Below are 23,023 nucleotides of genomic sequence, written 5' to 3'. Positions count from 1 at the left end.
GGTATTGTAGAGTGTGTTAGAACGGAGTTCGTAACGCACTATTATCATGGGTTTGATGCCGTACTCTCCGCACTCACATCCTACGTATATTTTCAGAAATCAAACCGGATTCCTATAGTATTCAATGTATTAATGACACAAACCCCCTTAAAAAAGGGGGTTGAATTTTCTAATTTTTAAGGACGATTAAGCTTTAAGAATCGATATGCGTTCCAGCCTCCAATTCAATTCATCTGCAATAAACTTTCGCCACGTTGGTAAATTTCCCGTGCGTAATCAGTCCAAGAACCTTGTCCCCAATAACGAAAACAACTGGTTTGCAGCAAAAGATTATTTAGAAGAACGTTGCGGTAGTGAGATTGTCTGGTAATAGGTTCTGCTGAATCAGTTTGCTGTAATGGATCGAATTTTTGATGGAATAAACTACTTAATTGATACATGGGAGACAAGACATTTTCATATCCTTTTACCCAACTGATATGATTTGTCCACGAAGCTCCATCCAGATGAAAATTAGAGTTGATTTGCTTCAATTCTTGAATTGCATTTTCTACAGCTTCCGGTTGGGTATTATGTGGTAAAACTCTTTCCCAAATCTGATGTTGTCCCACTGGTTGACAAGTTGGATAATCTTCGGGTTTGCATCCAGCAGCTTCGATTAATTCTAAATATTCTGTACCGCACATCCCAACAACACCTGATTTTCCTCCGCCGTTATTGAGCATATCCCACCAAGCTTGTTTAAAAGCGCTAGGAAATTCATTCATCATCACACCGCCATTTTCACCATCTCCAATTTGGCTAACTATTGGGGGTACAAATACACTGCCAATTTGTTGTTTGGATAATGTTTTGGCTTCATAATAAGGCTGCATTTGTGCAACTAATTTAGTATCCGAACCTTGGGTTTTAATTAAGGCTGTGATACTAATAGTTTCGCCTTGAGAATTACGGGCAATCAGACGATGTGGTAAATGTTTGTGGGTAAGAGATTGACCACTAATTGTTTCTACAGAATGTTCTTGAACGAGTAACCAGCGATATCCACATTCTTTCAGCGCTTTCACAAATTCAAAGAGAGCGTCGGGGTGATTTGGGAGGTGCATTTCTGGGGGCGAAAATCCTTTGACTCGCGCTAGTGCTTCCCAACCAAAAATTGCCGCAAAGTGATGTTGCCATGCAATGATATGCAATTTAATATCTGCTATGGGTGTGGAAGGAATAACTGCATGACCCCACATTGTACCCAGCCATTCTACATAAGGTTGGTAGGTGCGATCGCAAGTAATCCGTTTCAGACTATCGAGAACATCACTGCGTCCCATCTGCCGCAGTCCCCACAAAAGATTACCTGAGTAATCCAACATTACACGGGGATTGCAACCTTGACTGACGAGTTCGGGGATCAAGTCTCCCATGCGGCTGTAACAATGGGCAAAAGGATCTGCATTGTGATTATCCCCTTCATGAGGATGTTCAAACATATATTGCAGATTGCTGATGAGTGTACCACCATTTCCAGCAGGTATAGTTGGCTGGTGCATGTGTAAAGCGATCGCAAATACAGCATTTACATCTTCTAAGCGAATATTCGTTGTTGATAAAAATACTGGTCGATCGTGGTTAACTACAGAGAGAACCTCTGTTTCCCAACCAGAAATATTCGGTAAGCCATCAATGATTTCGGGCAAAGGAGCCAAGGTTGTAGGGAAGGAAAGCATTTCTGATTGCTCCGAAACAAGGTATGTCTAATTATGCGATCCCACAGCAATTTCCGATCTGCAACTTTATGTATTGATGCAAACTGCGATCGCTCTCGGCGTTTCCCTTCTCTATGAGACGCTACGCGAAGGGATAAGTTTTTGAATAGGCCGTTGTCTGCTTGGTGCTGGCGGAGTGGCGATTCGCAAAATTAGCTCTAATAACCAAGGGGCAAGGCGTTGACACAACACCGCTAAATGACTTTGCCATCCGACTAAAATTTCCGGCGAATCATTTTGCATTCCAGTGACAAGTGCTTTAGCCACTTCCTGGGGAGTCATGGGGATCACCCAGCGAAATAATTTTAAGTCGCGCACCATGTCTGTGTCTGTGAGGGAAGGCAGTAATGCAATGACTCGGATATTGTGTTCAGCGAGTTCTTGGCGCAAAGCTTGGGTAAACCCTAAAATGGCAAACTTAGTTGCTGAGTATGTCGCCATCGTTGGTGCTGCAACTTTCCCCATCAGGCTCGATACATTGACAATTGTCCCTTGTCTTTGGCTGGCCATGCGTCGAGCAATCAGACTAGTAAGGTTGTACATCCCTAACAAGTTCACAGAGAGTTCTTCTTGAACTTGGGGCATTTTAGATTGCAAAAATGAGCTTTGGTATGCGACTCCTGCACAATTAACCAGCAAGTGAATCTGTCCAAAATTGCGCCACAGTTGGGCGACAGCGATATTTACTTCTATTGTCTGCGTTAAATCTAATGCCACGATCGCAGTTTCTGTTCCCATCGCCTCGATTTCGTTAGCTACCTCAACTAACTTTTGGCGATCGCGTGCTATCAATATCAGTCCCTTGATGCCTTGTTGCGCTAGTTCGAGAGCGATCGCTCGTCCAATCCCACGCGAAGCCCCTGTAATTAGGGCAACTTTACCTTGAATCTTCATTGGTTTTATTCTCCAAAATCTAAGCCTTACCAACCTCTTCGTTATTGCCTATACACACAATCGAGAGCTACTCGCTTGTCGGCACAAAGTAAGACAAATAATCAATTGCAATTAAAATCAAACTGAAACTAATAGCAACGAGATATATTCTTGGTTAATCTGCAATCCCTCATAATTGTCTATACGAGGCAGAATTTTCTCGTTTTTAACCCGTCAAAGCCTAACACACTTGGCTGAATCGGTATAGCTCATAGATTTTATTTCTCCTAGATCAGAGCGTTCATCAGCATCGTTGTCATACACACGTTAGCAATTAAATCAAGGTATTGCAATATTCTTTAATAAGAATTTCTTAATACTTCTTAACGACAAGCATATATATATAAAAGATTTTATTAAATAAGTTTTTATAAATCCCTCAGTACAAATATCTCACTTTCCTGACAAATAGCCATGTTTTAGGCAATTGTTATATCTAATTCATCTATTAGAAACAAAAAAGACATATAGCCTTTTAGTTTATGGTTGCAATAGCTAGAGCTACTAAATAACTGACAGATTTTTATCAGCATATTTACTGATTTCTTTAAAACAGAGGTTTCTGACCTCTTATTTTTTTAAATAATAAAAGGGGGCTATCGGATCATCTGTAATGCAAATTACAACAACGCTTAATCTGCTTAAACTTTAGTGTAAATAGTAATTTGTTTGGGTTTAGCTTTGAGTCTATCAAAGGAATGTTTGAGACTTGTCCATCGCAAAATTAAATCATTCCTGAATAGCAAGATCCCCAACTTATTAGAGAAGTTGGGGATCTTGCTGTAAGTTCTAATAATTTCTAATATTCTGCCTTCTGCCGCACTGCGTATATTTACGCAATTTATAACGATCGCTCCACAGTTAACATGAGTTGGATGAACTTCTCTACGACTTGAACTAAAGTTCAAATTCCTCTCCGACTCGAAGGGGGAAGATTTTGCGTAGTAAAGCCAGGGAGAAGTATTTTGATGTTGGGCTGATAACTAACGTGGAGTAGGAGTAGAGATAGGTTGAGGATTTGGTAGTTTGACTGACTGGGGAATTGATTCACTCCAGATTTGATTAAATTGAGCTACCGATAACGACTGTAAAAGACTGAGATTAAGCGGCTCCTTGCTGATAAATTTGGCATAAGATGGCTGCAAATAAGAACGGTATTCCGAGCGGTTGAGGAGATGGGTTTCCATAAAAGCGACGCTGAGGGCGTTGAGATAGGAATAAACAGGAGCGCGATCTGGGCCCAGCAAAGCAGGTGGCACAGGTAAGACATCATTTTCAGGAGTAGGTTCGGCGATCGCTGAAAAGTGGGTGGCGTTTTCAATCAAAGCCAGGTACTTATTGGATTCAGGAAGCCAGGTGAAGGGGCGAATTTGCTCAAATACAGGCGGGGCGAAAATATCTTGACTACCAGCTACCAGCATTACAGGCATTTTAATTTGACTCAGGCTGCTCTGACCCAAAACTGAACTGTCAATCGGATTAATCGCTATGATTGCCTTGATGCGATCGTCTTTGAGTTCATAATTTTTTTGAGGTAGCTTAATTGCTTCACACTGCAATAAGAGCGACAAATTAAAGGATGAATAATTGGGATTACAATCTTGGCGCAGTTGCTCAAAGTTAATCTTTGCTCCTGCTATAGTCAAAACAGTATAACCGCCAAAAGATTGACCAATCGCCCCAATTTGCTGAAAATTGAGTTTTCTCTGGAGGCTGGGATCAGATTTGTCTAGACGCTGGAGTTCGTCGAGTAGATACTTGATATCCAAAGATCGGTTGATAAATTCTGCTGGTTCTGGTGGTCTTGCTAAACCCGCAAAGTATTCCTGAAAGCGTTTGGCATTACTACCAGGATGTTCTAGTACAGCAACAGCAAAACCATAGGATGCTAGATGTTCAGCCAGGTAGACAAAGGTAGAGCGATCTGAGGCGAGGCCATGAGAAATGACAATTAGAGGAAAGGGAGGAGACAGAGAATTTTTATCTGTTGGTTCTGAGTTTTGAGTTGTAGGTAAATAAATATCCACTGGTAGACGGCGATTGCGAGAAATGTCATTTAGATCCAGGCTTTTTTTCTGCCAACGGAATTTTCCTGGCGATCGCAAATCTGCTTGTTTTGAGAAGTCAACGGTTGAATTGGCTGCTTCGGCGATCGCTTCTTTTTGAAGAGAGGCAAAAACTTCATCCTTTTTCTTGATCAACTGTGACAATTCATCAACTATCCTTAACCCCTCTGTAAAATTCACCCGAATATTATTGCTGGGAAATTTCCGCAGCAAATTTACAACCGTTAAACCCTCTTTATCAGCAGCAGCCAAAATCAAAGAGGCACGGATGGCATAGAAGCCATTTTTTCGAGACTCAGTGAGGAGTAATTTCCCTAGTTGTTCCACCAGATGCTCGCCTGCGGGTGAGTAAGTCACCTGAGACACCAAAGTAGGAGAGACATTGAACCGTTGCTGGAGTAGATCCCGCAGTTGAGCGAGTTGTTCGGGGGTAGCACGGCTAGCATAAAATGAAAAATCTCGATCGATTTTGCCAACTTTCGCAAAAGTTTCCAGCGAGTCCACAGACAAGGAGAATTCGCCGAAGGGAGGGTAATAAAAACTAATGCGTTCAGCTCCCAATCCGGGAGTAGCAGTCAAAAACGTAGATAGCAAACCTAAACCCAGATATCTCAAAAATTTTTTCATTAGAAAAAACCACTGTCCAATAACCGGCACTGAACTAAATTTCGGGATGCTAGGGGCACACAGAAGCGATCCTCTACTTTGCTTATTGTCCTAAATTATCAAAACATATCAGTAGCAAATTTTTCAGCCAAATAGCATCAGTAGAGCGATAATAGATATAGAGATCAATATATGTTATATGTCCTTAGCCTCCTCTGCCTGTTGTGTTGTCGTCCTCAACCAACAACAAGAGCAAAATCAAAATATCTGCTACCAAAACCATTGCCAGGATGTCCCAGTTAACCACTGTAAGACGATGGTTAAAAGTTGCACTGTAGTTGAAAATGGTCGGGTTGTGGTTAAACCCTTACAATCACCACTCAATCAGACTTCCGAGTAACTTTCAGGCATTTCAACTCTTTTCATCCAAAGGGAAAACATCGTGGAAGCGGTTGTAATCAATGTATCGATGTCCATCGGGTGTGTGGTGGAAGATATCGGCAAATTGATTGTTCCACAAAATATCATTAGCACCATAAGTATGACGGGCATGGACAAGCTGTGCAACCGTTTCATCAAGGCCACTCAAAGAGATGATCAGAATAGTATTTGTCTGGGTTAAAGATTCTGGTGTCATCCCATATAGAGGACTAAACTCATCAATGACATGCATCACTGACCAGCTTAACGTGAAGCTAGGTGTTTGGTTCGTTAGCAGTTTGAGATCGTGGAACCGACGGATGAACTGCCCTTCTAGGGTTATTTCGTCGCGCATTAAGTAGACTCGCATCTGCGCCTCCAGAATTATATTGCGACGCTTATTAGCGCTGCGAAATATGAGAGTCGGCATCCCATTATGAGGTGTAATTACTGCAACACGGCTAAAAACCACACGGGCTGTGGGTCGGGAGAATCGAGCAAACGCTAGTCCTGTCATCACAGCAATTCCCATCAAACCGATCATTGCTTCAATGGTGACAATAATGTTGGCGTAAGTTGTTTTAGGATACATTGCCCCATAGCCGATGGATGCTAGGGTTTGCACGCTAAAGAAAAAGACATCTAAAAAAGAGCCGGGTCGGGCGTTGGCAATACAATCTCCTCCGATTAAGTAAGCTAGGGCAAATAGAGCATTAATAGTTAGATAGGAAGTACAAATCAGGAACAGAAAGCCAATCCAGGGAATCGTTAACAGCAAATGGTAGGGATCGCGCCAGTAGGAATGCCATACACCCATACCCGTAATCTCAAATTTTCCATCTCGAACTTGAATCTGAATAGGTGGGATCGGGCGCTGTCGTTTCTTCGGTGAAAGTCTCTTCAGTCGAAATTTCATTGCAAGTAGCCAAAAAAAACGGCAACTGCTTAGTATTGTAAATTAAGTTGCTTTGGAGACATTCGCCCGCAAGAGAACGGAAATTTTAAGAATGATTTGCTGAAATCTGAAATCAGCAAAAAAAATAGGGCAGGCAATGCCCCCCTACTAATTTATCTGCTAGAAACTTATTTTTCAGACTTTGGTGATTGACCTTGAGAACAACGGTCAAACCACTCCTGGTATTTTTTCTGATGTGATTCATTTTCAACTACAATAGTTACTCGTACCTGATTGCAGCCGTGATTTCGCTCTAGTGCGATCGCATTCAACAACAAACTAGCCGTTTTCGGTGAGCTAAATTCGCCACTCACCGTTAAACCACTATCAAAATGTGTAACTTCAAGTCTTTCTACTCCGGTCAAGTCAACGCCAGTAATTTCCCCTTGACCCAAATCGATTTCTGCTAGTTGTTTGTGTTCTGGGCTAATTTGTTCCACAATCAACTTTTCACGCCGGACAGGAACTTGGATCATCCGGGTTTCGATCACTTTCCGAACAATTACCTCACCAACTTTCCGCTTGCTACTTTCAACAACTAGTCGTTCTTCTAGTAGACGAATAATCTGTTCTTCGCTGACTTCTGCTAAATTTTCTGGCTCAACTGGGCTATTTATCGTTTGATTATTGGCCAATTGCTCAGTTGAGTTGCTTAGGCGTAGCCCGTCGGAGACATCGCCTGGTTTTTCTGTTTCTGAATATTCAGGCATATATTCGATTTCTGATTTGTTGAAGTCTATGAAAACAGATTTAGTCGGCTTGTCGATTTTTTTTATTCTCTGGCTCTGCAATCGAAATAAAGAAGGATTTTTATCAGCTAATTGCCGGTCATATTCTAGAGTTTGCTGATTCGCTCGGTTCGATATAACTAGGTTTAGTCGGCGATTAGCATCCACAATTAAATCATGAACTACTCCTACTAGCTGACCTTGCCGATCAAATACAGCAAAGTTATTAACCTTCTTCTTCAAATCCGCTATTGAGGTGTTAGTACCATTAGCGTTTGCCTGTCCAATGTTTTTTGTCATCGGTTGGCTAGTCATAATATGCAAAGTTTATCAACTGTTATCTACTTATACTAAGTATCTGAGAGGCTGCACAAACATCAGGCTTGATAAAATAAGAAGTAAAAATCTTCTTTTTCTATACCACCTCACAAGTAATTTGTATTAACTAAATTAAATGTATTGCCCATTATCAGCTATTACAAGCACAGGTAAAGCTAATTTAACAGCCTCACCTGTACTGTGTCGAATTAATTATTAGTCATTAGTTACTCTACTACCTAATGACTATGTTTAGTTAGCGTTCTTCAATGGGAAGATTAGCAGAATTAACTTCTAACTCTTCACGACGTACAGTTTCTTGAGTTTCAACTGTTTCTTGATCCACTACTTTTCTAACTCTGACTTCTTCACGCAAAAATGCTTCTTTACGAACATCAGCAGTTTCTTCGTGAATTTCTATCCGAGCAACTTCGCCTTCACGGAAATCTGCTTCGCGTCCAGAAACGGCAGTACCTGCATCTGCTGGAGTGACACGCTCAATCACAACGCGCTCTCTTTCTACTGGTACTACAACCCGTGCAGTATCAGTTTCAACACGCTTGCCAATGGATACTTCTCCAGTTTTTTGGCGGCGTTTGCTGGCAATCAGCCGTTCTTCATACAATTTTAGAGTTTGATGATCTTGCTCATTTAACCCAAATAATGAAGGCTCACCTTCGTAATTATAATTATCACGAGCGGAAGCAGGTGTTGCATCCAACGGTGCTGCTATCGGTGCTGCTAAAGGAGCTAATGGCGCTGAAGCATCTAGAGGAAGGGTGTAGTCTGTTGGTTGGCGATATATCCCACGCACCCGTTCTTCGTAGTCGTAATCAAGGGTTTGGCGTTCGTTGAACTCAGGTAATTGTTCTGCTTGCTCTCTAGTCAAGCCAAGTGTGTAGACGCGATCGGTGTTGTAGTCGATACGGGCCCGACCAATTGGAAGTAATACTTTTTTACCAAAAATCCAGAAGCCTAAGTCAACAACTAGATAGCGAAAATGACCTTCTTCATCAACTAAAATATCGCTAACAGTACCAACCTTTTCGTCATTCCCCTGTGTATAAACTCCAAGCCCATTAATATCTTGACCTTCAATGGTATCACGATAGTTAGGCTCAAAATCTTCTAATTTGTAGAGTACCATTATTAATTATTTAACCTCAAAAAAATTATTTTCATTTCCTAACAACCAGGATAAAATTTTATTTATTTGCTTACCTCCTTCTGCCGAATGAATTATTGCAATAGGTAAATAATCATAAGTTATAGATATTCCTTATTTCTGGCATATATAGCAATCCTAAATCATTCCTGAAAAGTTAGAACCCCGACTTCTCAAAGAAGTTGGGGTTTTAGATACCACAAAGTGTCACAAATGATTTAGGACAAGCCTTGATTCTCCCTAAACTAAGGGTATTTTGGATTATCTTGTTGTTTCCACTACTTGAAAACTAAAGCTCAGACTTGCCCAATGATTCACATCCCAGATATATGAGTCGGCTGCTGTACTGTTCATCTCCGTTTTGAGGGTGCTGGCGTTATGCAAGTCTTGCAGCAAGGCTTGTGCAACATCTAAGGAATTCAACAATGGGCCAATCGGCCGTTGTTCAGATGCGGAATATTTAGCGGTGTTCAAGGCGGTGAGAGTTCCGCTAAAAGAGACAGGACTAAAAATCAGTTGTTGTTCGCACTCAGAAACTGGCTCTGAAATCACCCATTGGGAAGCAGCATTAACTTGGGGTAGGGTGAGGGTTTCACCTGGGGCGATGACGACTTCTTTCAAAATGGGCTTAGTGTCCGCAGTGTTTGATTCCTGGGGGGTTTCCCAAGAGTAGAAGGTAACTGCTGTATGATTATTGTTTAATCCCAGCAAGATTAAATATACTGGGCGATCGCTCTGGTTTTCCACTCGATATTGCATTCGACTACCGATAGGCACAATGGGAGTGGAGAGTGATTTTTTAATCGAAGTTTCAGTTTTTAAACCTCGGACTGTTTCGCGTTGCATAACGACGCGAGGCGATATACCACTAATTATTTCTAAAGTTGCCTTGAGAGCCAAGCGGGAAGAGCCTTGATTTTCTGTGAGTCGCCATAACTTGGCTGCCAGCAAGGTTGATAATTTTGGCGCTAACCTTTGCACTGTTGATTTTACTGCTTCTCCTACTTCTCCCGTGGTATTGGGAATTAGCTCACCACCAAGAGAAAATAGACCATAACGAGTGGGAGTTTCTTGTAGCTTGGCAAATACATAATCAGCTGGTTTTTCTCCTGCGACTACGGTGGATACATGGGAAAATCCAGCAAAGGCACTTGTAGCGTCTACCCGCTCAATTCTTTCTAATCCAGCATCCAAAGCTATTATTAAATTAATATTCCGGGGTAAAACTCGGACTGCTTCTTGGACGAGTTGCCCAACTTGTAAGGGATTTGCACCTTCAGTTTTGGCAATTTGCGCTTTTGCTGTTAACCCAGTGCGCGATCGCAATATTAATTGCTCTGTTGTTTCTAGGGTGAATCGAGAATTAACTCCATAGTATAGCAGCACTTGTGGAGGTAAACCGGCTAACCACAGATTGACTGTTTTGCCGTCTTCTTGAATATCACTCACCGCACCTTCTGCACCAATCGTCCCCTCTGGCAGTAGAGACGTTACATCTGAATTTTTCTCACTACTTAATAATGCTGGTTGCTGTTTACTACCCAATTTGGATAGAGAATTTTCTACGTGGGAGAGAGCAACTTGAATTTTGGTGGCTGGGGTGAATTCCCACAAATACTGCGTCAAGGCGTAGGTAAATAATCCCGCACTAAATCCAGAAAATAGCCCTTCCCTTGCTGGCTGCTTTGGTTGTGAGGTAGCTGCTAAAACAATCGGAGTGCTGGATAACTTCTGAGTTTTAAGTTGTTGGAGAAAGTCGAGTTCCCCTGCTGCTAGCTTTGCTCCCGAATCCTGAAGGGCGCGAATTTTTAATCCTATTACTCTGCTAGGAGCATCATAGCTAGTATCCAATACTGCTGTTACTTGGTCTGTGGGGAGCGATCGCAATAATAGCAGTAGAGTTTCTTCTAATATATAGTTGACTATTTTCTCGTCTTGTGATTCCTGACTCACATTAGCTGTCACCAGAGCATTTGGGATTATATCTGGCGATGTTTCCAATTTAACACGACTGCCATAACCGCTAAAGTGAAAAACGACTAGATCGCCAGATTTAGCTTGTTTGCCCAGATGATCTAAAAAAGCCGCCTCAATGAATTCCCTACTAGCTTGTTCCTCAGTTAAGGTTAAAATATCTGACCCTTGAAAACCAAAGCGGTGAATCAAAAGCTCTTTTTGCAGTTCCACATCCGTTAGACAACCACTGAGGGCTGGAATTTTTGGGTATTGGTTAATACCTATCAATAACGCCAACTTGCGCGGACTCGGTTGTGCCAAAGCTTGATAATAGCGATTTCCTAAAGTCAACCACTCAGTTTCAGTTACCCCCAATACCGCGAGTATTGAGCCAATTCTGTGTAAAAATCTGCGCCTTTTCATAGTTAGCTATCAGCCCTAAGCCCATTAGCTAGCAGCTTACAGGGCTGAACTCTGTATTGTAAAGTTACAGTAGATACTGTTTGTTTGTCGATCAAATAATTGTTAATTCATAATTCATAATTTCTGGTAGCTAGTGGGATCTTAATTACGAATTACGAATTACGAATTATGCGGGTACTTCTATCTGCATTGCCCGCGCCAACTCAGCCGCCACCTCTGGACGGGAAAATTCTGGGGGAGGTAACTCACCGCGCCGCAGCATTTCCCGGACTTTTGTTCCCGACAGGTGGATGCGTTCTTCTGGCCTGCTGGGACTGGTTTTAGATGTTGCCATCTGCTTAGTACGCATACAGTAGAAAGCGTGTTCAAATTTCATTGGCACAATGCCCAATTCACTTGGCGCAAATTCATCAAAGATATACTGAGCATCGTAAGTGCCGTAATAGTCACCAACGCCAGCATGATCCCGTCCGACGATAAAGTGAGTACAGCCATAGTTTTTGCGGACTAAAGCATGGAATATAGCCTCACGAGGCCCAGCATAACGCATTGCGGCGGGATTGATTGCCAAACTTACCCGGTCTAAGGGGTAGTAGTGTTCCAGCAAAATTTCATAGCAACGCATCCGCACATCGGCGGCGATATCATCTTCTTTTGTCGCCCCGACTAATGGGTGCAAAAATAGACCATCAACAATTTCTAAAGCGCACTTTTGAATATATTCATGGGCGCGATGGATGGGGTTGCGAGTTTGAAAACCAACTATGGTTTTCCAACCCTTGTCTTTAAATAGTTGCCGCGAGGCAGCCGGATCGATTTGATAAGTGGGAAACTGGGGATGAGGTTCGCGCCGTAGCAGCCAAATATCACCCGCCAGATGTACAATACCTTGGTTATAGAGTACCTGTACGCCTGGATGTTTGACATCATCAGTGCGGTAGACTTTTATGGCTTCGCGGGTTTTGTCGTAGTTATATTTTTGGGTGAGTTGCAAAACTGCAATAAATTCACCTCTGGAGTTATCCAGACGGATTAAGCTACCTTCTTGCAAGGGCGAAGCTACTTCTTCGCTGACCGATAGTGTAATCGGGATTGACCACACAAGACCATTAGCTAGTCGCATTTCGGTAACAGTGCGATCGTAGTCTTCTTGGTTCATAAAACCCGTCAGCGGACTAAAAGCACCGATCGCAATCATTTCTAGATCGGAAACGGCGCGATCGTCAAGCTGCACTCGCGGCAAAAAGTCAGCTTTTGAGAGAAACTCTGCTCTTTGTTCTGGTGTGGCGATACGGTTAACCAACTGTCCACCGTGCGGGGCTATGGCATCTGGATTGTGACTCAACGTAATCCCCTCTTTGTATTAACTGTTATTGTTTCAGATTATGTACTAACTTATCAAAATGCTGGTACTGAGAAAAAAAAGAGTTTAAGGAATGGAGGAAAATTTTGCAACTAGCCTGTAAGCAATCTGATTAGGTTAGGCTAAAGCTAATCCAGGCTCAAGTTTCAGAATAGTTCCTTTATAAGGAAAATGCTTATGACTGCTGTATCCCCCGTTGTGAAACCTGTTAGCCAAATGCGGTTAACACCTGGTAGTACAGTGAATATCCAGGATATCAGTTGGGAGGAATTTGAGTCTATTTTGCAAGAACTGGGGGAAAAGCGATCGCTACGAGTTGCTTACAGCAAGTCTACGTTAGAAATTATGGTTCCTTTACCCGAACACGAAAAATCAAAGGACTTAATTTCGGATATTGTCAAAATCTTGCTGAAGATCGCCGGGAAAAGTTATGAACCCTTCGGTTCAACCACCTTCAAGCGGGAAAATATAGCGGGGGTAGAACCAGATGCTTGCTTCTACATTCAAAACTACCAAAGAATGATTGGTCGTCGCAAACTCGAACCAAACGATCCGCCTCCCGATTTGGCAATTGAAACAGATGTGACATCAAAAACAACTCTTGATGCATACGTTGCGATCGCAGTTCCAGAACTATGGATTTACGATAGTAAAAAGCTGAGGATTTATTTACTCAGAGATGGACATTACATCGAATCCGATCGCAGTCCTAACTTTCCAAATATCCCTCTAACTCAAATTATTGCTGCTACAGTTGAACAAGCTTGGCAAGTAGGAACCGTACAAGCTTTGAAAGAGTTTGAAGAGGCATTAGATAGAAGTAGTTTTTGATAGAAAGTACGTAAATTTAGCCCACCGCAGGTATCGCTTTCGCTAGTTGAGCTTAATATGGCAATAAATGGCATAAATTGCCATAAAATAGTATTATGAAGCAAAAATTAGGGAAGTAGTGCCAGTGAAAAGTATAAATATATCTCTCCCTGACGCAATGCGGACTTATATAGAAGAGAAAGTGGCGACTGGTGGCTATAGTAGTGTCAGTGAATATTTCCGCGAGTTAGTACGCCAAGACCAAAAGCGTCAAGCTGCTGAACGTTTGGAAGCGATGCTTTTAGAAGGTCTAAATTCTGGAAATGCAACCGAGATGACTCCTGACGATTGGCAAGACATCCGCCAAGCTGTGCGGCAAAGAATCGCCAAGCATAAAGGGTCAAACGAAGGTTAATAAGTAATGACTTTAGTCACTCTGAAACTGCAAATATTCCAACAGCAGTAACCGTAAGTAATCTAGCGTTCTAATATAACTCTTTATCTGTTCATAACTGTTATTACTGCCAAAATAAAAACTCGCAATTTGAGGTACATTTAAAACTCGCATAGCTTGTAATTGCTCAATTACGTGGTCTTTATTTACAATTCGACCTGTGGAGTGAAATTGACTAGCATAACCTCTAAGATTTACTGTTAAAAGTTCAAGTTCTTCTAACAAAGAAAACTCTTCATTTTCTGGGGGAAATTGTATAGCAATTTCTTGTCGTTCAGTTCGAGTAGTTTGATATACGTTAGTCAACTGTCCTAACAATTGAACAATGTTTTTCTTCGTCAATTCTTGGTCATTTAAAATTGCTTCAGTCATCATTGACTCCATAAGTAATTATCTTTTCAGTGCCATATTGATCGGGTCTGACAATCAGATATTCATTGCCTTTACGATAGACAGCTGAACTATCGCCACGATATCCAGTTTTCGGAACTCTAATCGCTCCTTTTTTATTAAAGTTATGAGCTTTGCGTAGATACTTTAAGACTTCAATTCCTTTTCTAGCAGCATGATCTAAGATACTCTGAGCAACACTGGTATAGGTAGCAGCATCCCATTGCTTCATGTAGCGTTGAATCTCTGCCGCCTCTGTTGAAGTATAGCCTTCTAATAGCTCTATTAAAAACGAATCGGTGATTGGCTCTTCTTCTGGCATTATTATCTAATTTAAGCATAAAAATACCCCTCCAAAACTCAGGGTGGCTTTTGCTTATCTGAAGTTAAAAGGAGGGGGAGTTTTGTCTTACACCAAAATCGGAGTGACATTCAACTAAATTGTTCAATAATTCCGCCACCTAACACTTTCTCGCCGTCGTACCACACCGCTGCTTGTCCGGGGGTGATGCTGATTTGGGGTTCATCAAACACCAAACGCACACGAGAATTTTCCAACGGAATCACCGTCACTGGTGTAGCCGTTGAACGATAGCGAATTTGCACTTCGGCATGAATTGGGGTGGAAGGTTCGGCAATAGAAACCCAATTTACCCGATTTACAGTGCATTCTGGCTGAGTTACCTTAGTGCGATCGCCTACTACTACTTTATTATTTTCCGCATCTAATTCAATCACATACAATGGTTCGGCAGCCGCAATCCCCAAACCCTTGCGCTGACCAATGGTGTAGTGATGGACACCATCATGCTGTCCTAAAACTTTGCCTGTGACATCGACAATATCGCCTGTTTTGGGAGCTAAATATTTATCTAAAAATGCCCGCATGGAACCGTTGCTTTCCACTAAGCACAAGTCTTGACTTTCTGGCTTATCAGCAGTTTTCAGCCCGTACTCAGCCGCAATCCGGCGCGTATCAGTTTTTTCTAATTCGCCCAAAGGGAATATAGTTGCTGCAAGTAAATCTTGAGACAAATCATAGAGAAAGTATGACTGGTCTTTGTTGCGGTCAACAGCCCTTAATAATTGGTAACGTCCAGTTGCTTCGTCATAGCTAATGCGGGCATAATGACCGGTGGCAATGCGATCGCACCCCAATTCTTCATGGGCATATTGTACCATTGGCCCAAACTTCACCGTTTTATTGCACTGGGAGCAAGGCAAAGGTGTAATTCCAGCACTGTAACCTGTCACCAAGTAATCGACAATATGCGTCTGAAAGAGATCGCGAATATCTACAATTTGATGAGGAACACCCAATTGTTCACAGAGATCAGCCGCGTCGATCATACCTTCAGAGCAACATTGACCTTTGCCTTTCATTAGCCAAAGAGTCAAACCAATCACTTCATAGCCCTGATGGTGCAGGATAGCTGCGGCGGTGGAACTGTCAACGCCACCAGAAAGACCAACGACGACTTTTTTCATACAAAGCACGACAAGCTGCGTGGTTGTCCAATTGTAGCACACACTCTTTCATTGCCTTGCTAGCAAAGCACTTCGGTTTTTAATCGACTGAAGTAGCGTAGGAGTAGCCCGTCGTAGACATCGCTGTTTACTCCCCTATAACCCTTATCTAAGATTAGTTGCAGATGTATTTTTTGCCACGCAGATGAGCTAACTTTACGTTAACGCTATATAGTTGCTACAACGGTAAACTAAATAGTTTCTGATGGAAATTACCTAAAAATACTTTGACTATCTAATTACTATGTCGAGAGGAATACCAAGTCAATTTATCCCATTTAAGATGCTACGCCGAAGTTCTGATGGTTGGAAGCTCACTATCAGGCTTCTCCCTTTATTAGTGGGAGGATGGTTAGTGCTGATTACTGACTCTACCCCAGCACAAGCACAAATCCACAACAACGTGCTACTGGCTCAAGCAGGTGAAGCCTTACCGCCACCGCCAATTCCCTTTGGTCAACAGCCATCACCGCAGTTACAACCAGTTCAAGAGAATCAATTGGAGCAGAACTTTCAGCCCCCCCAATCATTACCAAACAATCAGGTTGAGCAGAATTTTCAGCCCCCCCAACAATTACCAAACAATCAGTTTGAACAGAACTTTCAGCCCCCCCAACCTACACAGTTTAGTCAATATAATCAGAATTTTGAGCGCTACTTAGTTTACGTAGATAGTAGTGATTCCCAGACGCTACAAGCGATCCGTCAGATTGAACCAAGTGCTTACATTCGCCAGTACCAAGGAAGGAATGTAATTCAGTCAGGTGTTTTTAACAGAGTATCTAACGCTCAACAACGGGTGAATGAGTTGCAGTCACGAGGTATATATAGCGCTCGGATTATCAGCTTCGGTAACGGACAAGAAATAGATGTAGGTAATAGAGGCTTTGTAGGCGATCGCAGTAATATAAATCCTCCTAAGCAAGTCTCTAGATATTATGTCGCCATTCCCACCACTCAAGAACAGTTATCTGCGATCGGCTCACAAGTTAGGCAGAATCTAGCCCGATTTAGTCAAGATTTAGGACAATCTGGCGGAGTTCTCGAAAGGACGCAACCACGAGGGCCACACGTAGCAGTCGGGCCTTTCTCTAATCGATTCCAAGCTGAGGAATGGAATAAATATCTGCGAAATATAGGCTATCGGAATGCTAGGGTTTACTACGGTAAATAAGGGACTTCCAGTTAAAAAATATCCCATTGTAGGGGCGCAAGACCTTGCGCCCCTACAAATATGCAAATAATTTGGGATAATTTATTTTCTGCAAGTCCCTAAAGAAGCTTTAGCGATGACTGGCGAATTAATGGAGCGATCGCACCTGAAGAGGTCTGTTGTCTCCATAATATATATAGCGGTTCCCATTCAGATGCGGTACAACATTACATCACCAGGTGTAGGGGCACGGCAGTGCCGTGCCCCTACGGGTGTACCTCACATAAACGAGAACCGCTATATACAGGGCGTGTGATAATTAGAGGTTTTTATGTCCCTAACGCTTGAAGACTTTGAAAAAATGCAGCAACAGCACCCTGACTATCGGATGGAACTAGTTAAGGGTAATATTATTGTCATGAGTCCATCAGGATACGAGTCAGATGAAGTTGCAGCCGCAATGATTGCCCAGTTACATAGCTGGGTTAGACCGCGCAAACTAGGACGAACGGCAGCTTCTAGCGCTGGTTTCAGATTGCCAAATTCAGATTTACGCGCACCCGATGCTTCATTTGTTTTAGCCGAACGCTTGCGTCGCAGTCCTAAGTCTTTTGCTCAATTGGCTCCCGATTTAACTGTAGAGGTAAAGTCCCCTAGTGATAATTTAGAGGATTTGAGAGCCAAAATTCAAGAATTTTTGAGTTTGGGAACGAAAGTAGGAATTTTGCTCAATCCAGATGAGCGGATTGTTGAAGTTTACAACCTTGGACAAGAAGCAATAATACTTCGTGATGGCGATATTTTAACAGTTCCCGATTTACTCCCAGGATGGGAAGTACCAATTGCAGATTTGTGGCCTCTAGAGTTTGATTAGGATAGTGGTAAATTTTTAATGGAGGTTCAGGCTAAGTTTATGCGATCGCTCTGGGTACGGCTTGCAGAAATCAAAATTTGGCAACTGCCATAGTGATTTAGTTCCTCATCAACTGAGTGACGGTAGAATATACCTAATTTATAATTCTCATAGCTTCAAAAGCCTAACCATGACGATGCATCCTCCACTCCAACGGGCATTTACTAACCGCCGCGTTCTGAAAGTAATTAGCGGCTTGAATAACTTTGACGCTGCTAGCGTTGCTGCTACTGTCAAAGCTGCTGAATTTGGCGGTGCGACTTTTGTCGATATTGCCGCCGATCGCGCTTTGGTACAATTAGCTAAAAGTTTGACAAAATTGCCAGTTTGCGTATCAGCCGTAGACCCAGAAAAATTTGTGCAAGCTGTGGCAGCTGGTGCTGATTTAATTGAAATCGGGAATTTTGATTCCTTTTATGCTCAAGGTCGCCGCTTTGAGGCTCTAGAAGTGCTAGCACTGACAAAGCAAACCCGCGCCCTTTTCCCAGAAATCACCTTATCTGTCACCGTTCCCCACATTTTGGAACTAGATCAACAGGTACAGTTAGCCGAAGAACTGGTGAAAGCTGGAGCAGATATTATCCAAACCGAAGGCGGTACTAGCAGTAACCCAGTTCATCCTGGAACTTTAGGATTAATTGAAAAAGCTGCTCCCACCTTGGCGGCAGCTTTTGAAATATCCCGTGTGGTGTCAGTACCAGTATTGTGTGCTTCCGGCATTTCTAACGTTACTGCACCATTAGCGATCGCAGCTGGTGCGGCTGGTGTTGGTGTTGGTTCCGCCATCAACCAACTTAATAGTGAAATAGCAATGATTGCGGCTGTGCGTGGCTTGGTGGAAGCCTTGGCAGCTGCGAATGTAGTAGTGAAATAAGTTAGGAGTTAGGAGGGATGAGTGATGAGTTGAAGAAACTTATTCATTCAAAACTCCTAACAGTAGAGACGCAATTAATCGCGTCTCTACTCCTAACTCATAACTTCTTTCAACGCATAAATCACTTGGTCTTGCTGGTGTTGTGTCAATTCTGGGAACATAGGCAAAGCTATGACTTCATGGCAAGCTTGCTCTGCTATTGGTAAGTCCCCAATTTGATAACCTAGATTTTGATAAACTGGCTGCAAATGTAAAGGGTGGGGGTAGTAAATCATTGAACTCACACCCTTTTCTTGTAATTGACTACGTACCCAATCTCGATATTTGGCGGAAGAACCATTTCGCCCTTCGCCGGAAATGCGAATAGTGTATTGATTCCATACCCCAATACCCCCAGGTAATTCTTGAGGCGGGACGATTCCCGGAATTTGGCTCAGGAACTGATAGTAATAATTGGCGATATCTCGGCGGCGATCGTTCCAAATATCTAAATAACGCAGCTTAATCTGCAAGATGGCTGCTTGGAGAGCATCCAAGCGGCTATTTACACCGATTTTCTCGTGTAAATATCGAACTTTACTACCATGATCTCGGAGGATTCGCAGTTTAGTAGCGATCGCAGGATCTTTAGTCGTTATTGCTCCGCCATCACCGCAACCACCAAGATTTTTGGTAGGGTAGAAACTAAAGCAACCAATATGTCCAATGCTTCCTAGTTTTGCATCAGCCCACCTTCCGCCTGTAGACTGAGCGCAATCTTCAATTATTGACAAATTGTGAGATTGAGCGATCGCCATTAATGATGTCATATCCACAGGTTGTCCAAATAGGTGAACCGGGATAATCGCTTTAGTTTTGGGTGTAATCGCCGCCGCTACTTGCTCCACATCCAAATTAAACGTAGTAGCATCAATATCAACGAAAACAGGCTTTGCACCAACGGCGCTAATTACTTCAGAGGTAGCAATAAAGGTGAAAGGCGTTGTAATCACTTCATCGCCTGCACCAATTTCCAAGACTCGTAACGCTAAGTAGAGCGCATCAGTACCAGAATTACAAGCCACACATTCAGTAACAGTATTATAAGCAGCAAACTGTTGCTCAAAGCCTTCTACTAGAGGGCCGCCAATATAGCGCCCAGAAGCCAGAACTTCTAAGACGGCTGCACTTACTTCTGCTTGGATGGTGGTGTATTGCTGCTTAATATCAAAGGCAGGGATGGGATTTACACTTTGGATCATGAGTTCTCATTTTATCGGAAGATACAAAGGATGCACTTCGAGAGTCAATTTTTGCTGATTGAATTATTAATCAAAAAGAAGCAACTAAAAGACTATCGCCCAAGATACGCATCTATTAGGGTTTTTACTTAAATTTTGGCGAGCTAGACTGCCGCACATTTTATTTACAGATAGTAGACATACTAGGAGTTTGTCATGTTAAGGTTGTAGCATTTTTGAAATTTGAATTGATGAAGGTGATATATATCAACCAAGATCCAACACATCGGATCAAAGTTCCAGGTGTGTGGGCTGCTTTGAAAAGAAAATACTAGGATATAAAGAACCCATGCAGGATCTGATCGAGTTGAATTTCGTGGATTTAGCTATTGCTGTGGGATTGATGGCGATCGCCATTGGTTTATCTGCCTGGGAAAAATTAGGATTAGAGTTGAACCTAGCCCTTGCGACTGGGAGAACCATCTTACAACTTCTTGTATTGGGATACATTTTAGATTTCATCTTGGCTTTAGATAATGCTTGGGCAGTTTTGGCGCTATTAGCAATAATGCTGACAATTACGGCGATTGTCGCACGAAATCGCATCAGCCAAAAAATTCCTCATCTGTTGCCTTTGGTGTGGGGTTCAATTTTAATTAGTACCGCCCTGACAGTGTTTTACATCAATTTCTTGATTATTCAACCAGACAGATGGTACGAACCACAGTATATAATCCCTCTAGCAGGGGTAGTCTTAGGTAACGCTACTAATGCAGCTGCGATCGCAGGTGAACGTCTTGTCAGCACCATTAATTCCAGCCATCTCGAAATAGAAACCCACTTGAGTTTAGGTGCAACGCCCCAGCAAGCAGTTAGCCAGTATCGCAAAGACGCTATCAGAGCCGGATTAATTCCGACTCTGAATCAAATGATACTTATAGGGATGGTGGCAATACCAGGCATTACCACCGGACAGTTACTAGCTGGCGTAAAACCTCTCGATGCAGTATCTTACGAAATTTTAATTATGTTCATGGTGGCTTTCGCTAACTTGTTGACAACAGTTTTAGTCACAAAAGGATTGTGTCGCCAATTTTTCAATTCCGCCGCGCAGTTAGTCAGGTGAAGCGGTTAAGGGACTTCCAAGAACCTCTTATACATGTCCGCTTAATTACTTATGATTCCCATATCTCGTGCAAAAATCGGAAAACCCTCTTTCCCCCTGCCCCCTGCCTCTTCGTTAACAAGCTTTTTAAGGGGGGTTGAGGGGATCTTCTGGGGTCAAATAATTAATGTATGGCTACGTGCCAGATTATGAGGCAGCTTTTTCTTCTCCCGTCACTGTTTCATCATGCTGAAATTTTGGGAAAAATGTCTTAACAATCCAGGAAGTCAAGACGTGAGAGAGTAATCCCATAGGGCCAGCAAACAAACACAGTGCAAGAGAGTGAATTGTCCAAACACCTGTTTTTTGCCCTTCCCAATAAATCCAGCGCCCGACGAATAAATCCATTACTAGAAAATGAATCCAACCTGTCGCAGCAGCCGTCTCATCTCCGAAAAATCGGGCAATATCAGCTAATTGAGGATTCGCTAAAGCTTGGGCATTTTCTGGCGTAATGCTGTTGATAAATAAATACAAATATGCCCCAGCTAACAGCACAAAGGGTAAATATGATGACATTATCTGCCGTGTAACTTTCCAGTTTGGCAATAAAATCATTAACGCCCAAAAGGGTAACACAAAAAGATTGGTGACGTTAAAAAGTTGAGAGATCGTCATATTGTTGTCAAGTGAAGAACTTTGAGTTATTGTCTTGAATTAACTAATTATTCATAACTAGTAACTATCAGGATATAGATCCCCTACTTCTCTAATCAGTTGGGGATCTGGGTATACTTACAAAGCTACAAGTTGTGATTCGATTTCTGAAGACTTTAAATCACGTCCGATGAAAACTAAGCGGGTTTGCCGCGCCTCTTCGGGTTTCCAGGGGCGATCGTAAAATTTATCAAATCGGGTTCCTACGCCTTGCATCACCAAACGCATAGATTTATTTGGCACTGCGACAAAACCTTTAATCCGGTAAATTTCTTGTTCTTGCGCTAATTTCTCTAACTGCTGTTGCAGCTTTTCTGGATCAAATGTACGATCTAAAATTAAATTAGTTGAGGTAATTTCTTCGTCGTGATTATGGTCTTCTTCGGTATCGTGATGACTGGGACGACTATCTAAATTATCTTCAACTGCGGCTTGAAATCCTAATAATATAGATGCGTCTAGTTGAGAACGATCGCTCTCGACAATCTTCACTACTCTGGGCAACTCTTGCTTAATCAATTCCTCAACTCTGGCTTTTGTCTCGGCATCTACCAAGTCAATTTTATTTAACACTACCAAGTCTGCACAAGCAAGTTGGTCTTCAAACAGTTCTTGCAAAGGTGTTTCGTGTTCTAGATTATCATCTGCTTGGCGCTGGGCTGCGATCGCATCTGGATCGCTAGCAAATGTCCCTGCTGCTACCGCCGCACAATCTACCACGGTAATTACAGCATCCACAGTGGCAGCGTTGCGAATTTCTTGCCAGCGAAAAGCTTTCACCAATGGTTTTGGCAAGGCTAAACCAGAGGTTTCAATCAAAATGCAGTCAATACTATCTCGCCGCTTGATTAACTCTTGCATCATTGGGTAAAATTCTTCCTGCACGGTGCAACATAAGCAGCCGTTGGTTAATTCAAAGATATTAGTGTCACCCTCACCATCTTCCGGGCAAATTTGACAAGATTTTAACAATTCGCCATCAATACCGAGTTCGCCAAATTCATTGACTATAACGGCAATACGCCGTCCTTCGTTGTTTTGTAGCAGGTGGCGAATTAGGCTGGTTTTTCCACTACCTAAGAAGCCTGTAATCACTGTGACAGGAATTTTCGTAGCCATATTTTTGCCTGATTTACCCAGTATGGTAAGTTTTAAGGGTTACAAACT

The 23,023-nt window shown here is 42.4% G+C and carries 22 protein-coding genes; 8 read left to right on the top strand and 14 right to left on the bottom strand.

Features of this window, described 5'->3' with window-relative positions; all coding sequences use genetic code 11:
* Positions 1-224 precede the first annotated feature (224 nt).
* The 3 genes from V7K55_RS24155 to V7K55_RS24145 form a co-directional block, all read right to left on the bottom strand.
* Positions 225-1,721, bottom strand: coding sequence for a glycosyl hydrolase family 57 (locus V7K55_RS24155; protein ID WP_334835290.1), 1,497 nt, complete (start codon positions 1,719-1,721; stop codon positions 225-227).
* 111 nt (positions 1,722-1,832) lie between these two features.
* Entirely contained in the window at positions 1,833-2,654 is an 822-nt protein-coding gene (locus tag V7K55_RS24150; RefSeq protein WP_334835288.1) for an SDR family NAD(P)-dependent oxidoreductase, read from the bottom strand.
* Between the two features lie 1,022 nt (positions 2,655-3,676).
* On the bottom strand, positions 3,677-5,386 hold the full coding sequence (locus V7K55_RS24145; RefSeq protein ID WP_334835286.1) for an alpha/beta hydrolase: 1,710 nt from the start codon (positions 5,384-5,386) through the stop codon (positions 3,677-3,679).
* 178 nt (positions 5,387-5,564) lie between these two features.
* On the opposite strand from V7K55_RS24145, the gene V7K55_RS24140 reads away from it, so the two are divergent.
* A complete protein-coding gene (locus tag V7K55_RS24140) occupies positions 5,565-5,765 on the top strand; it encodes a hypothetical protein (protein WP_094330199.1) in 201 nt (66 codons plus the stop codon).
* Positions 5,766-5,777: 12 nt separating this feature from the next.
* Here V7K55_RS24140 and V7K55_RS24135 read toward each other — a convergent pair whose 3' ends face one another.
* The 5 genes from V7K55_RS24135 to sat all read right to left on the bottom strand — a co-directional run bounded on the left by V7K55_RS24135 (position 5,778) and on the right by sat (position 12,675).
* Positions 5,778-6,701 carry an ion channel gene (locus tag V7K55_RS24135; protein WP_334835283.1) on the bottom strand — a complete coding sequence of 308 codons (924 nt, stop codon included), beginning with the start codon at positions 6,699-6,701 and terminating at the stop codon, positions 5,778-5,780.
* Between the two features lie 167 nt (positions 6,702-6,868).
* Entirely contained in the window at positions 6,869-7,783 is a 915-nt protein-coding gene (locus tag V7K55_RS24130; protein WP_334835280.1) for a YsnF/AvaK domain-containing protein, read from the bottom strand.
* A gap of 259 nt (positions 7,784-8,042) precedes the next feature.
* Positions 8,043-8,933 (bottom strand): DUF2382 domain-containing protein, encoded by an 891-nt coding sequence (locus tag V7K55_RS24125; RefSeq protein WP_334835279.1) that lies wholly within the window; start codon positions 8,931-8,933, stop codon positions 8,043-8,045.
* Between the two features lie 279 nt (positions 8,934-9,212).
* On the bottom strand, positions 9,213-11,330 hold the full coding sequence (locus V7K55_RS24120) for a caspase family protein (RefSeq protein WP_334835277.1): 2,118 nt from the start codon (positions 11,328-11,330) through the stop codon (positions 9,213-9,215).
* Between the two features lie 166 nt (positions 11,331-11,496).
* Positions 11,497-12,675 (bottom strand): sulfate adenylyltransferase, encoded by a 1,179-nt coding sequence (gene sat / locus V7K55_RS24115; RefSeq protein ID WP_334835275.1) that lies wholly within the window; start codon positions 12,673-12,675, stop codon positions 11,497-11,499.
* 195 nt (positions 12,676-12,870) lie between these two features.
* On the opposite strand from sat, the gene V7K55_RS24110 reads away from it, so the two are divergent.
* Positions 12,871-13,524 carry a Uma2 family endonuclease gene (locus V7K55_RS24110; protein ID WP_334835273.1) on the top strand — a complete coding sequence of 218 codons (654 nt, stop codon included), beginning with the start codon at positions 12,871-12,873 and terminating at the stop codon, positions 13,522-13,524.
* Between the two features lie 124 nt (positions 13,525-13,648).
* The gene (locus V7K55_RS24105; RefSeq protein WP_334835271.1) at positions 13,649-13,918 is read left to right on the top strand and encodes a type II toxin-antitoxin system ParD family antitoxin; all 270 of its coding nucleotides are present in this window, start codon (positions 13,649-13,651) and stop codon (positions 13,916-13,918) included.
* Positions 13,919-13,930: 12 nt separating this feature from the next.
* Here V7K55_RS24105 and V7K55_RS24100 read toward each other — a convergent pair whose 3' ends face one another.
* The 3 genes from V7K55_RS24100 to mnmA all read right to left on the bottom strand — a co-directional run bounded on the left by V7K55_RS24100 (position 13,931) and on the right by mnmA (position 15,835).
* Positions 13,931-14,332: a hypothetical protein gene (locus V7K55_RS24100; protein WP_334835269.1), complete on the bottom strand. Its 402-nt coding sequence runs from the start codon at positions 14,330-14,332 to the stop codon at positions 13,931-13,933.
* Positions 14,322-14,669, bottom strand: coding sequence for a hypothetical protein (locus tag V7K55_RS24095; protein ID WP_334835267.1), 348 nt, complete (start codon positions 14,667-14,669; stop codon positions 14,322-14,324). The genes V7K55_RS24100 and V7K55_RS24095 overlap by 11 nt, the downstream gene beginning before the upstream one ends.
* Before the next feature lie 110 nt (positions 14,670-14,779).
* Positions 14,780-15,835, bottom strand: coding sequence for a tRNA 2-thiouridine(34) synthase MnmA (mnmA, locus tag V7K55_RS24090; RefSeq protein ID WP_334835265.1), 1,056 nt, complete (start codon positions 15,833-15,835; stop codon positions 14,780-14,782).
* Between the two features lie 322 nt (positions 15,836-16,157).
* Here mnmA and V7K55_RS24085 point away from each other — a divergent pair, with 322 nt between their 5' ends.
* From V7K55_RS24085 to V7K55_RS24070, 4 genes are all read left to right on the top strand, one after another.
* A complete protein-coding gene (locus V7K55_RS24085) occupies positions 16,158-17,048 on the top strand; it encodes a hypothetical protein (RefSeq protein ID WP_334835263.1) in 891 nt (296 codons plus the stop codon).
* 115 nt (positions 17,049-17,163) lie between these two features.
* The gene (locus V7K55_RS24080) at positions 17,164-17,343 is read left to right on the top strand and encodes a hypothetical protein (protein WP_334835261.1); all 180 of its coding nucleotides are present in this window, start codon (positions 17,164-17,166) and stop codon (positions 17,341-17,343) included.
* 15 nt (positions 17,344-17,358) lie between these two features.
* Positions 17,359-17,901 (top strand): Uma2 family endonuclease, encoded by a 543-nt coding sequence (locus V7K55_RS24075; protein ID WP_334835259.1) that lies wholly within the window; start codon positions 17,359-17,361, stop codon positions 17,899-17,901.
* 169 nt (positions 17,902-18,070) lie between these two features.
* Positions 18,071-18,814, top strand: a complete 744-nt coding sequence (locus V7K55_RS24070) for a DUF561 domain-containing protein (RefSeq protein WP_334835257.1) — start codon at positions 18,071-18,073, stop codon at positions 18,812-18,814.
* A gap of 92 nt (positions 18,815-18,906) precedes the next feature.
* On the opposite strand, the gene V7K55_RS24065 is transcribed toward V7K55_RS24070, so the two are convergent.
* Entirely contained in the window at positions 18,907-20,055 is a 1,149-nt protein-coding gene (locus V7K55_RS24065) for a DegT/DnrJ/EryC1/StrS family aminotransferase (protein WP_334835255.1), read from the bottom strand.
* 328 nt (positions 20,056-20,383) lie between these two features.
* On the opposite strand from V7K55_RS24065, the gene V7K55_RS24060 reads away from it, so the two are divergent.
* Complete coding sequence (locus V7K55_RS24060; protein ID WP_334835253.1) at positions 20,384-21,160, top strand: ABC transporter permease; 777 nt, start codon at positions 20,384-20,386, stop codon at positions 21,158-21,160.
* 186 nt (positions 21,161-21,346) lie between these two features.
* On the opposite strand, the gene V7K55_RS24055 is transcribed toward V7K55_RS24060, so the two are convergent.
* Together V7K55_RS24055 and cobW are read right to left on the bottom strand one after the other, a co-directional pair.
* Positions 21,347-21,817: an ABA4-like family protein gene (locus V7K55_RS24055; RefSeq protein WP_334835251.1), complete on the bottom strand. Its 471-nt coding sequence runs from the start codon at positions 21,815-21,817 to the stop codon at positions 21,347-21,349.
* 117 nt (positions 21,818-21,934) lie between these two features.
* Positions 21,935-22,975: a cobalamin biosynthesis protein CobW gene (cobW, locus tag V7K55_RS24050; protein ID WP_334835249.1), complete on the bottom strand. Its 1,041-nt coding sequence runs from the start codon at positions 22,973-22,975 to the stop codon at positions 21,935-21,937.
* Between the last annotated feature and the right edge of the window lie 48 nt (positions 22,976-23,023).

It is taken from the genome of Nostoc sp. (assembly GCF_036919895.1).
Lineage (GTDB): Bacteria > Cyanobacteriota > Cyanobacteriia > Cyanobacteriales > Nostocaceae > Nostoc.
The sequence above is the reverse complement of the archived record's forward strand: the minus strand, read 5'-3'. Positions and strand labels throughout refer to the sequence as shown.